The sequence below is a fragment of the Sphingobacterium sp. UBA7625 genome, from assembly GCF_002484085.1.
Classification (GTDB): Bacteria; Bacteroidota; Bacteroidia; order Sphingobacteriales; family Sphingobacteriaceae; genus Sphingobacterium; species Sphingobacterium athyrii.
Map to the genome: position 1 here is coordinate 1 of NZ_DLJD01000023.1, position 12223 is coordinate 12223.

A 12223-nucleotide genomic window follows, 5' to 3' on the forward strand; every position below is an offset into this window, starting at 1 on the left:
CTCCAATCTCCAATCTCCAATCGCTAGTCCTTCATCCATCGGTAACTCACTCCGCCCATAATGACCCGTCCGGGCTGTCCTAAGAGATAACGGCTGGTGAAATTGAATAGGTTATCGCCGATCAGACGGAGGGTTAATCTCCGGTTCATCAGACTTTTTTCGATCGTCATATTCAGGAGTGTATGGTGGGGGATAAAGATGTCGTACTTGTCAATAAATTGATTCCCGTTATATTCCTGAAAGGGGGTCTTTCCGCGAAAATTAATACGGGCATTGACGTTGACTCCCCAGGGCTTGTATTCGTACTGTGCTTTGAAATTGACCATATGGCGCGAGCGATCTTCAATACCCCAATAATCTGATTTTTTGCTTTGCCGATAAAGATCAGTGGCTGCATCATTGATCTGATTATAGGGGTAGTTGCCCGCTGTGATGCTATCCAATACACTGAGATCCTTTGCGATCAGGTATTGATAACCCATGGATAATTGCAGATCCCTGGTTGCCTGATAACTCATCGAGACTTCAAAACCTTTGTTCATCGCCTTCGGCAGGTTTCGGTAGCTGTAGATCTGGGCGATACTGGTACCATTACCTACACTGACGGTATTGATCTGATTGTTGATCCGATGATAGAATAGGGAGAGATCTGCCTGAAATTTGCCGGAAGGATTCCAGGTCAGCCCAATATTGTTGGAAAGGCTAGTTTCGGCCTTGAGGTTTCCTGCAACTAAATTCAGCATATAACTATTTTTATAGCTCAATTCACCCGCTTGGTCCATGGCGGCAATAACGTCGGCTACCCGTTCGCTTCCCACCACAAGATAGTTGGCCGCTGGGTTGAAGAAGACCTGATAGCGCATCTTGTAGTCTGGCGCTTTGAATCCTGCACCAACACCGCCTTTAATCAATAGGGTTGGGCTGATATGGTATTGTAAACCTAAACTTGGACTCAAATGCCCATTGTACACATTGGTGTGGTCATAACGTAGGCCTAGTGTCGTAAGAAGACGATCAAAGGGTTTCCACTCGGTTTGGAGGTAGGCAAATGCACTATTCAATGAGCGTTTGGCATCCAGGTCCTGATTGTCCATTTGCTCCACACTGCCGCCTATTCCACCGGTGAACTTAAGTTGTTGCACCGGGCTGTAGGCAAACTGCTGTTCGATGCGGTGTACATTTTGGCCAAACTCCTCAGCGCTGGCCAAAACCCCTTGTTGCAGCCACTGTGCCGCAATCTGCGAATGGAATCTGGAAAAGTAATATCGTGTCATGCTACGCAGGCCCGAATCAAAATTGTGGTCGTAGCTGGCCGATAGATTAATGTCCTGATCTTTTTGTTTATCCTGTAGCGTTCTATCCTCCGACCAGGCATTGATCATTTCGGATTCACGCGCCGCAAATCGGCCCGTGATGCCCAACGTCCCATGTTTACTGGAGCGGTAGCGTACCCGTCCCTGAAAGCTATAGTTGGTATAGGGGGGGAAGGTTGTACTCTTTGAATCCAGATACTGCTTGTCTGTATTGAACCCATCCGTGCGGTAATAGTTTCCGGAGACAACAGCGCTGCCGCGCTGATTGGAAAATGGTGTTTCGCCCTCTATTGTTGCATCGACCGTATTTAATGTGCCATAGAGTAGGGATGCATGTGCTTGTGGGGTAATGGCGCCATGACGTGTAATGATATTGATGGCACCGCCAAGTGCATCGCTGCCGTATAAACAGGACGATGCTCCCTTAATGATCTCAATGCGTTCGATATTGGTCACTGAAATACGTGAAAGGTCAAAATTACCGCTATTACGGCCAAGCATAGGCTGCCCGTCGACCAAGACCATGACATAGTTGCTGCTAAACCCCTGAATTTGCACACCTACAGCTCTAGAGCCTCCTGCAATATCGTTTACAATGGCAATACCGGTCTGCTCTTTCAGCACTTCGTCTAACCTCCGGCTCCCCATCAGTTCAATCTCCCTCTTGGTAATGACCTTGACCGGCATAGCTGCGTTTTCAGCTTTGATCAAGTTATCAACGGCTTCCAATTTGCGGTTGACCTCGACCTCGTCAATCTGGCGGTTATCGGTTTGTAAAGTGATGGTGAGTTGCTGGTTTTTATCCGTCAAGTCTACAAATTGACGCAGTTCCTTATAGCCTAATGCTTGTGCGACAAGTTCATAACGGCCCGCATAGAGTTTGTTAAATTGAAATCTCCCCGCAGTATCTGTTTTAAAAGCATATTTATCTGGATAAAGATAGACGGTCGCATTGGCGACGCCTTTATTGGATTCGTTCTTTAATACACCCGAGATTTTCCATTTTTCTTGTGCTTGCACAGTGTAGATCTGGCAGGCGCATAGGGCTATCAGGGTGCTTGTTCGAATAGAAGAGCGGCTTTTAAACACTATTTTTATTTTTAATCATTCTAAATAATGTTACAAAAAAAGGCAATACTATTGGATTTTTCTATATGCAAATTGTCATAAATTCTATTTAATTCGATTTTTATTATCCATAAAGGGGGCGGTATTGTGTTTTATTTGCCTGTTTTACAGTTGTATATCTTATTTTTCTTGCTGTTTGTGTTTATTTATAGGGATTGAAAATAATTTGTATTTAGACTGATTATTGATTTGTTTTGTAGTCAACTAACAGTTGCTGTGCCGGAAATTGGAATCAAAATCCTGTGCAGTTTTAAAGAAGTTAAAGAAAGAGATGCGTAGAATTTACTTATTTATGCTATGTTGTTTGCTGCATACTGTCGGATGGGCAAACGCGCAGCAACGGATTATTACATTGAACAGTTCGCTGACGGAAACGATTTATGGGCTTGGTTTAGGTGATCGCATGATCGCAACAGATGTGACCAGCATCTCCCCAAAAGCTGCAGCGGCATTGCCACGGGTGAGCAAAAACCGTTCTGTCTCTGCCGAGGGATTATTGTCTTTTAAACCTACGCTTGTTCTGGCAAATGAGGGGGATGTGGCCAATGCGGTCATTCAGCAGATCCGTGGTGCCGGTGTAAAGTTTATTGCGGTAAAGCCGAATTATTCTGCTGCTGGTGCTTTACGCTATATACAGGATGTGGCGGATGCGGTCGGAGAGCCATCCTTAGGGAAATCTTTGGCATCACGTACAAAACTAAGTCTGGATCATACGCTAGCATTGGTGAAAAAAGAAAATAAGGGTAAAGCAGTTCCGAAAGTATTGTTTTTGTATGCGCGCGGAACAGGGACAATGAGTGTGGCAGGAAAGGGTAGCAGCCTGGATGCGATGATCAATTTAGCTGGTGGAAAGAACGCTATACAGGAATTTTCGGATTTTAAGCCCTATACGACAGAGGCATTGGTGCAAGCCAATCCGGATATTATATTACTGTTTGATTTTGGTGCGAGTAGCCTGGGTGGAGAAGAAGCTATTCTTAAATTGCCGGGGATGCGTATCACGAATGCTGGCAAAAATAAGCGTATACTGGTGATGAATGCCTCTTTACTGGTCAACTTTAGTAACAGGTTACCTGATGCGATCTTGGAGCTGCACCGTGGATTTGGAAAAGTAATGGATTCAAAATAGGTCAGGTGCAGAAGAAACAAAAGTTAATATTGCTGGCTTTGAGCCTGATATTGTTTATTACGTGTATTGTTGCATTAGGCCTGGGAGCTTATCATATACCTCCGGGGGATATTTTATCCATGCTCATGCAGAAGCTGCATTTGTCGACAGTTTCTGATCAGGACAGCATGCATGCCGACGTTTTATTTGAGATCCGCATGCCACGTTTATTACTGGGGCTTTTGGTCGGAGCCGCCCTGGGTATCTCGGGCGCTGCCATTCAGGGAATTTTTCGAAATCCGCTTGCAGAGCCCGGGTTAATCGGTATTTCTTCTGGCGCCTCCTTGTTCGCCGTACTGATTATCGCATTTGAAACGTTTCTGCTGACTTCGCTTTCAGCGTGGCTGGGTTATTATATTTTGGCTTTTGGTGCTTTTGTCGGCGCCGGGCTGACCGCATTTTTGGTGTATCGTATTGCCAGTAAAAATGGACGCCCCAATGTGACGACGATGCTGTTGGCGGGTATCGCCATCAATGCATTTGCGGGCGCGCTTACAGGTTTGATGACTTACATGTCTACAGAGCAGCAGCTCCGCACCATTACGTTTTGGATGCTGGGCAGTTTGGGCGGTGCAACCTGGGACAATTTATTGGCCATAGGTCCTTTTATATGTATCTCCCTGCTTATTCTTCCGTTTTTTGGAAAGTCTTTGAATGCATTTGCCCTGGGCGAACTTCAGGCTGATTTATTGGGGATGCGCACTGATCGTGTAAAAAGATGGGTGGTCATCTTATCGACTCTGGCTGTCGGTGCCTCGGTAGCTGTCTCGGGGATTATTGGTTTTGTAGGACTTATTGTCCCCCATACGGTACGTCTGATGGGAGGGCCAGATCATCGTTTTGTACTTCCGGGCTCGCTGCTCTTAGGTGCTTTGGTGCTGACGCTGGCAGATGTTATCGCCAGGGTATTGATAGCACCGATCGAATTGCCTATCGGTGTGATTACGGCCCTGTTGGGGACGCCTGTATTTTTGTATATTTTAATCAAGGATAAATAGCTTTCGTTCGGATGTTTAAATACTATTTTTTATGTTGCGTGTAGAGAAAATCAACTATGAGGTGAAAGGCCGAAAACTACTGAAAGACATTACCTTTCAGGTTCGTAAAGGGGAGATTTTAGCTGTGCTTGGAGCCAATGGCGCAGGAAAGTCTACCTTGATGGGACTCCTTTGCGGCGAAAAGAAGCCTGATTCCGGGCAGATTCATTTCAATGGTAAACTGTTGTCTGCGTATGACGCAGCGACATTGTCCAAATGCAGGGCGCTTCTGAGCCAGCAGCAACAGATGACATTGAGTTTTAAGGTGGAAGAGATCGTATTGATGGGGAGGTATCCGCATTATAAAAATACGCCCACAGTACGTGATTATCAGGTGGTGGCCGAAACGATGGAGCTCTGTGGTGTCACGGCATTCGCTGACCGGGATTTTTTGAGCCTTTCGGGTGGGGAGCAACAACGTGTTCATCTCGCGCGTGTTTTGGCACAGATCTGGGATAGTCCAGATGCGCTCCTGTTACTCGACGAACCTATTTCAGCCTTAGATCTGCATTATCAGCAAAAGGTGCTGGCGATTGCTCGCGCATTGGCCCGAAAAGGATTTATGGTTATTTTGATTGTGCACGACGTCAATTTTGCCGCAATGTATGCCGATCGGATTTTGATGCTCAAACATGGACGTAAGCTTTTTCACGGTACACCTGTGGAGGTGCTGGCCCAGAAAGAAATCTACACCATTTTTTCGGTGGAATCAAATGTGATCATGAACCCCCGCACATTAAAACCGTATGTACAATTGGAGGAGATGGAGATTGATCTGGAATTATTTAGATAGATTATAAATAATTTTTAATTACCATCCTAATTTGTTAATTTTAACTGCTTCGGGCTTATTTGGATTGAAATCATGTTGGTGAAAAGTAAAATAGTTGAGTTGGCTGATTGGCTTTTTGAAGAAGAAATTCCAGACGGCTATGTGCCTGACAAACCTTTGGTAGAAAATAAAATCACAATCCATACGGAGCCTGTTCACATGGAAAATTTTCAGCTCTCAACCTCGGGCTTGTTCATACTGCATTCGAAAATGCAATTTGACCGGCCTGTTCAGATATTGACCGAGATCGAAGGGGAGACCATTACCAGTCAATTTATATTCTTTAAACCGGTGGACAGTAAATTGCCCTACGGTATGAGCAGGCACAATATCCGGTATATACCTTCGGTTAAATCGGTTCATCAAGTGGAGCCGGGTATTGAGTATACGTATTTTATTGCTGTGATATCCAAGGAATATTACCTGAACCTTATTAAGCGGGATTCGTTGTTGCACCAGCAGTTTGTGCATGAAATCGAAAAAGGGGAGTATACATCGTTTTCAGAAGAAGATCTGATGGCAACTTATGAGATGCAGCATACCATAGCCGAACTCATCGAATCGAAGAAAAAAGGTGAGATACGTCGGCTGCATACCGAGTCTCGTATTGTTGAATTGCTGATGTACCAATTTGAGCAGTATAACGAGAAAAATGATCAGGCCGTTTCATTATTTCATGACGAAGACGTGCAGCGACTGGAGCTGGCCCGGCAGATTCTCGAACAGCGTATTGCCAATCCGCCGACACAAAAAGAACTGGCGGCAGAGGTGCTGACAAGTGAAAGCAAGCTGCGAAAGGATTTTAAAGAATATTTTTCAGTGACAATCCACGATTATCTCACCCGAATCCGCATGGAAAAGGCCAAAAGTTATCTATTGGATGATAAGATGACCGTTTATGAAGTGGCTTTGCTGACCGGATATGGTCATCAGAATAACTTTAGCAGTGCGTTTAAAAAATACTATGGAATCTCACCGGGTGAACTTAAAATGTAATTAGCTGTTCTTTAGCGGCAGGATTATTTCATCGTGTAAAGCATAGCAATTGTACTCCTGCGGCATTCTTCGGCTATCAAGTCCCGTAAACTTGCTAAATGCCGGTAGAATAATCTGCTGTGTGGAGACCCAGAAGCAGGGCAGACGGAGATGTTTATTGGGCGGAAGCTTGATACGGATGCCCGGGTGAATATGTCCACTGATGGTGAAAGCCAACGGATCTATGATCGGTTCATGTACAAAGGAGATCTGCTCCAGCTCGAATTTGTCGTGGTGATAGATCAAATCAACCTGCTCGGCTAATTTCTCCACCTTTCTATCATGGTTACCCAGGACGAGATGAAAATTGAGATCAGCATATCTTTGTTTAAACGCTGCCAGTAAGAGGACTTCCTGATTGATTCCTGCATGAATCAGGTCGCCGACGACCAAAATGTTCTCTGCCCGGTAGTGATCAATTAGCGCAGCTAGTCTGTCGAGATCCCGGCTAGATGTATCAGAAGGGATAGGAATTCCATGTTTACGGAAATGTGCGGCTTTACCAAGATGAAGGTCGGATAGAATGAGGGTATTCTGCTTCGGCCAAAAGATCGTACGTTGATTGTTAAGGATGAGTGTTTGTTTATTGAATGTAATGTGCTGTTCCTGTATATTCATTTTCTTCGTCCACGTTTTGATTTATTTGCATGCTCCATGCGTTGAATCCGTTCGATCAATGCTTCACTAGAAAGGGACTGACGTAAACTGTCCACTTTGATCGGGAAACTCAGCGGTGTATATTCCTCTGCAAAGGTATAGATGATTTGGCTATTGTTTATTCTTTCAAATGCTTTTATCAGACGGTATTCCTCGAGTTGTTGGTTGAACACTTCGGTGAAAGCCTGCTTTAACAATAGATTGTCCGGATCATGATCCATTAAAACACGAAATATAATACCCGAGGAAGCTTGCAAGGATTTGTTGTTTTGTTGGGTTCCGGGATAGTTTTGTATCACCAATCCGGAAATTACAGCAATATCGCGGAATTTGCGGCTCGCCATTTCAGCGGAATTGATGCTACTGATCACGTCCTGCATAAGATTCTCCCGGCTCAGTACCTCGGTTAATTGTGCGTGATCCAATTGAATTTCTTTGTCGGAATAAAGTTCGAAGCCATAGTCATTCATGGCCATGGAAAAACTAATGGGATAGCGTTTGCTGATGCGGTAAGCGACGAGGGCAGCCATGACTTCGTGGATCAATCGCCCTTCCAGTGGATAGAAAAACAGATGGTGCCCTTCTCTGGTCTTGATGTGTTCGACAAGAAATTGTGATTCATTGGGCACGGCCGAAAGGCTTTGCTGCTTTTGGATCAACGGCGCCAGGAAGCGCAGTTCTTTTTCGGTGTTGTCGGGACTTATTGCTTCTGCAAGTTTTTTACGTAGAAAATGGCTCAGGTTGGAAGAAAGTGGTAATCTGCCTCCCAGCCAACTCGGTGTGATGGCCTTACCAGATGAATTTTTGACAAATACAGTCATATCCTTGACCATAACAAGTTCGAGAATCCGGCCAGCAAGGTTAAATCGTTCGCCTTTCTTCAATTTACTGATAAAATATTCCTCAATCATACCAATATATCCGCCCGAAAGGAATTTTACGCGCATCATTGCATCACCAACAATAGCACCGATATTCAGCCGATGGAGCAGGGCGATGCGTCTATTTTTTATTATCCAGTTGCCATCATTGTCCTGTACTACTTTGTGAAATTCCTCATAGCGTTTGCCGATTTTGCCACCTGCGGTTATAAAATACATACACCATTGCCATTCCTCATCTTCCATATAATGGAACGCATGGGTCCGGGCAACGATCTGATGGAGTTCTGTTGATTGGAAGCCGCCTCCGAGTGCGATCGTGACCATAAATTGTACTAACACATCGAAACTCTGGACCATGGGGTCGCGGTTTTCTATGGTCCGGGTTTTGACAGCTTCCTTTAGAGCGGCGACTTCGATGAGCTCCAGGGAATGTGTCGGAACGAAGTAGATAATGGATGTTTCAAAAGGGCTGTGGCCACTTCTTCCGGCACGTTGCATAAATCTGGCGACACCTTTGCTTGATCCGATTTGAATCACGGTGTCCACGGGCTTAAAATCCACACCCAAATCTAGGGATGAAGTAGATACCACTGCTTTTAGCTTTCCACTGCTCAGATTTTCTTCGATCCATTCGCGTATGTGAGCATCTACTGAACTGTGATGTAGCGCAATCTGTCCCGCAAAATCGGGATGCGCTTGTAGTAATAGCTGATACCATAGTTCACTCTGGCTACGGGTATTGGTGAAAAGGATCGTACTCTTACTTTCCAGTATAATGGGGACAACCTGATTTACGAGATTGCCTCCAAGATGCCCGGCCCAGGGAAGGAGCTCCACTTTGTCGGGATAGATGGATCTGATCGCAATTTTCTTTTTCTCCTTTGCGATAATCTGCACGCTCTTTTTTGCTGCCGGCAACAGTACATCCATTGCTTGATCCAGATTGCCTATGGTGGCGGTGATACCCCAGATCTGGAGATCCTTATATTTATATTTTAAGTATGATAATGCCAGTTCTATCATGACACCACGTTTATTTCCAATAAGTTCGTGCCATTCATCTACAGTAATACAGCGGATATTTTTGAAATATTTGTCACGTTGTTTTTGAGCGAGCAGGAGATGAAGGCTTTCTGGAGTCACCAAAAGAATATCGGGCATTGCTTTGGTTTGTTGCGCTCTGATCTTTGGATCAGTGTCCCCATTCCGTACCTGTACGATCCAATCCAATCCGATATCGTCTATAGCGGCCTGCATTGCTCTAGCTAAATCCTTTGCCAGGGAGCGCAAAGGCGTGATCCATAGTAATTTTAGTCCTTTTTGGTAGCGTTCGGGATGATTCATGTAATCGATCAAGACCGCCATAAACACCGAAAATGTCTTGCCAAATCCTGTCGGGGCAATGACCATTCCACTGTATCCCAGCATGTACCGATCCCAGGTTTTAACCTGAAAGCCAAAAGGGGTATTGCCCAAGGATTCAAAATAACGATTGACGACCTTGAATCCTTCACTGTGTATTATCTTATGACTCAACTTATGGTATTAGTTTTTTAATATTTTCCAATGTGTCTATATCGGTTGCTTTTTTGTCCCTGCGCCAACGTAAAATACGAGGGAAGCGCAGTGCTACCCCCGATTTGTGGCGTTTGCTGTAGCCTATTCCTTCGAAGGCAATTTCAAATACAAGTTCGGGTTTAACAGTTCTTACGGGTCCGAATTTCTCCACGGCATTCTGCCGAATATAGCGACTGACCTCTAGTATCTCTTTATCTGTAAGTCCTGAATATGCTTTTGCAATGCTTACTAAGTGATCACCATCTTTAACCGCAAAGGTATAGTCTGTATAATGTGCACTTCTGCGCCCGCTGCCTTTTTGTGCGTATATCAACACGGCATCGATGGTCATGGGATTGACTTTCCATTTCCACCAGCCACCTTTTTTTCGGCCAACATAATAGATTGAGTCTTTCTTTTTAAGCATAATGCCTTCACTGTTCAACGCACGCGAGGCTGCTTGTAATTTCTGTAGGTCGGACCAATTTTCACCATGAATAAGTGGAGACAATTGGATTGTGGGATCAACCTGACCTTGGCACAACTGTTCCAATAATTTACGCCTTTCTTGCAGCGGCTCAGATCGGAGGTCTTTACCATCCAGCTCCAATAAATCATAAAGGTATACAACAATAGGGACTTCTTCACGTAAGGTCTTGGAAATTACCTTGCGATTGATCCTTTTTTGTAGTTCATTAAAATTCAATATCTGACCATCTTTCGCGGCCAGAATTTCACCATCCAAGACAAAGCTCCCTTGCCATTGCCTGAGCGCATCGGTTATCTCAGGAAACTGTACGGTGACAAGTTCCTCGCCTCTTGACCAGATATAGATTTCGTCGCCTCTTTTGATCAGCTGTCCGCGTATACCGTCCCATTTGTATTCGCATTGCCATTCCGCAATCGGCCCAAGTTCTTCCACTTCTTTTTCAACAGGGTAGGCCAGACAAAAGGGATATGGTTTTGAGAGGTTGGTGTCGCTATATTCGCCGCGAACGAGTTTGTCAAATGCGTAGTCATGGGGATTCCACTCGCCCATAATACTGTGGGTGACAATACTTGGTTCGATCTGAAAATGTGCCGCAATGGTATTTATCAGCCCTTTGGAGGATATTCCTAAGCGAAAGCTGCCCCCCAGCAATTTGTTGAAAATAAAGCGTTCAACGGTATTGAGCCTGTTCCAGGAAGCGAGTACAAAAGCTTTTTTTTCTTCCATTGAAGCATTTGCCAACAGCAGGATGTCTTCCATCCATTCACTGAGACTTTTGTCTATTTTTTCGGATGCGGGAGGCAATAATAAAGCTAAGGTTTCGGAGAGATCACCGACAGCGGCATAACATTCGACAAACAACCATTCCGGGATATTGGTAATTTCCATTACCCAAGTTTTAAGTTCTTTGGTCGAAATCGCACGCCTTGGCCTTTTGCCGGTCATTAAAGCGAGAAACCAGCGTTTATCTTTCTCAGGCGCAACGCTTAGAAAGCGGATGATCGCTTCTTTTTTTAAGCTGGCTTTATTGGAGCTATCCAGCGCATTGATCAATGTTGCGAATTCTATCATACGCTTAATTCTTCTCCGTAATTTGTATTTACCTCTTCGGCTTCAATACCTATTTCATTCAGATATTTACTGAATGTGGCTGTTTGTCCATGCGTGACATACACTTTTTCGGCGCCACTTTCCTTCACTGCCTGCAGCAATCCATTCCAGTCCGCATGATCGCTGATGGCGAAACCTGCATCTGCACTGCGCCATCTTCGTGCACCACGGATTTGCATCCAGCCGGAGCAGATCGCATAGGCAACATGTGGTATCTTTTGGAGCAGTTGCGTATCAAGTAATGCCGGTGGTAGCAATACGATCTTGCCGTCGAGCTGTTTCATGTCCTTCATCGGGTCGATAATCTGGTAGGATGGTAATTTTAAACCTGCATCACTGTAGGCCATATTTAATTTGGCGATGCTGTAATGCACATATATTTCGCCCATATCCTTTACCGCATTTAATATCCTTTGGGACTTGCCCAATGAATAACCAATAAATACGGATGTCTTTTTGTATCCCTGATTGTGTGTGATCCATGCTTTCAGTCGTTGATTTTGGATTTCAATACTCTCCCAGCGATAGATCGGCAGACCAAAAGTACTTTCGGTAATTAATTCATGACATTTTACAGGTTCAAAAGGGGTGGAGAGGCCATCATCCTGGATTTTGTAATCTCCCGTAAAAACGGTGACTTTACCTTTGTATTCCAAGCGTATTTGCGCTGAGCCAATGATATGCCCTGCAGGATGTAAAGAAATTTTTACACCGTTGATCTGGATCGTCTGGTTGTAAGCTAAGCCTTCAACCCGGATATCGGGCCCAATACGACTTTTCAATATACCAACGGTAAAGTGGTGACAAAGATACTTTTTCATGCCCGGGCGCGCGTGGTCTGCATGTCCATGTGTAATGATGGCAAGATCAACGGGTTGCCATGGATCCAGGTAAAATTTGCCGGGAATACAATAAATGCCTTTTGATGTGAATTGAATCATATCGAATCCTTGTTTTTGAAAACATGACTTCCGTATGGAGCATGTTATGTATTCAAACAGGCAGGGATAAG

9 protein-coding genes are annotated in these 12223 nt (G+C 44.6%); 4 read left to right on the forward strand and 5 right to left on the reverse strand.

The window, feature by feature from the left end:
* Nucleotides 1–23 precede the first annotated feature (23 nt).
* Nucleotides 24–2333 (reverse strand): TonB-dependent receptor, encoded by a 2310-nt coding sequence (locus B4G94_RS08335; protein WP_286858229.1) that lies wholly within the window; start codon nucleotides 2331–2333, stop codon nucleotides 24–26.
* A 379-nt stretch (nucleotides 2334–2712) separates the two neighbouring features.
* Here B4G94_RS08335 and B4G94_RS08340 point away from each other — a divergent pair, with 379 nt between their 5' ends.
* From B4G94_RS08340 to B4G94_RS08355, 4 genes are all read left to right on the forward strand, one after another.
* Nucleotides 2713–3570: a heme/hemin ABC transporter substrate-binding protein gene (locus tag B4G94_RS08340; protein ID WP_286858230.1), complete on the forward strand. Its 858-nt coding sequence runs from the start codon at nucleotides 2713–2715 to the stop codon at nucleotides 3568–3570.
* Between the two features lie 5 nt (nucleotides 3571–3575).
* Nucleotides 3576–4607, forward strand: coding sequence for a FecCD family ABC transporter permease (locus B4G94_RS08345; RefSeq protein ID WP_286858232.1), 1032 nt, complete (start codon nucleotides 3576–3578; stop codon nucleotides 4605–4607).
* A gap of 31 nt (nucleotides 4608–4638) precedes the next feature.
* Nucleotides 4639–5439 carry a heme ABC transporter ATP-binding protein gene (locus tag B4G94_RS08350; RefSeq protein ID WP_108633771.1) on the forward strand — a complete coding sequence of 267 codons (801 nt, stop codon included), beginning with the start codon at nucleotides 4639–4641 and terminating at the stop codon, nucleotides 5437–5439.
* A 72-nt stretch (nucleotides 5440–5511) separates the two neighbouring features.
* On the forward strand, nucleotides 5512–6474 hold the full coding sequence (locus tag B4G94_RS08355) for a helix-turn-helix transcriptional regulator (protein ID WP_108633772.1): 963 nt from the start codon (nucleotides 5512–5514) through the stop codon (nucleotides 6472–6474).
* On the opposite strand, the gene pdeM is transcribed toward B4G94_RS08355, so the two are convergent.
* From pdeM to B4G94_RS08375, 4 genes are read right to left on the reverse strand one after another with little or no spacing between them, the layout of a single operon-like run.
* Entirely contained in the window at nucleotides 6475–7131 is a 657-nt protein-coding gene (gene pdeM / locus B4G94_RS08360; RefSeq protein ID WP_286858234.1) for a ligase-associated DNA damage response endonuclease PdeM, read from the reverse strand.
* Nucleotides 7128–9590 (reverse strand): ligase-associated DNA damage response DEXH box helicase, encoded by a 2463-nt coding sequence (locus tag B4G94_RS08365; RefSeq protein WP_286858236.1) that lies wholly within the window; start codon nucleotides 9588–9590, stop codon nucleotides 7128–7130. The genes pdeM and B4G94_RS08365 overlap by 4 nt, the downstream gene beginning before the upstream one ends.
* 1 nt (nucleotide 9591) lies before the next feature.
* A complete protein-coding gene (locus tag B4G94_RS08370; RefSeq protein WP_286858237.1) occupies nucleotides 9592–11172 on the reverse strand; it encodes an ATP-dependent DNA ligase in 1581 nt (526 codons plus the stop codon).
* Nucleotides 11169–12152: a ligase-associated DNA damage response exonuclease gene (locus B4G94_RS08375; RefSeq protein ID WP_286858239.1), complete on the reverse strand. Its 984-nt coding sequence runs from the start codon at nucleotides 12150–12152 to the stop codon at nucleotides 11169–11171. Before B4G94_RS08375 ends, B4G94_RS08370 begins: the two co-directional genes overlap by 4 nt.
* Nucleotides 12153–12223 lie beyond the last annotated feature (71 nt).

What these genes read in the sequence shown, in the direction of transcription:
- B4G94_RS08340 (WP_286858230.1), top strand. Translation starts at nt 2,713, where the DNA reads ATGCGTAGAATTTACTTATTTATGCTATGTTGTTTGCTGCATACTGTC.
- B4G94_RS08350 (WP_108633771.1), top strand. Translation starts at nt 4,639, where the DNA reads ATGTTGCGTGTAGAGAAAATCAACTATGAGGTGAAAGGCCGAAAACTA.
- B4G94_RS08355 (WP_108633772.1), top strand. Translation starts at nt 5,512, where the DNA reads ATGTTGGTGAAAAGTAAAATAGTTGAGTTGGCTGATTGGCTTTTTGAA.
- pdeM (WP_286858234.1), bottom strand. Translation starts at nt 7,131, where the DNA reads ATGAATATACAGGAACAGCACATTACATTCAATAAACAAACACTCATC.
- B4G94_RS08370 (WP_286858237.1), bottom strand. Translation starts at nt 11,172, where the DNA reads ATGATAGAATTCGCAACATTGATCAATGCGCTGGATAGCTCCAATAAA.
- B4G94_RS08375 (WP_286858239.1), bottom strand. Translation starts at nt 12,152, where the DNA reads ATGATTCAATTCACATCAAAAGGCATTTATTGTATTCCCGGCAAATTT.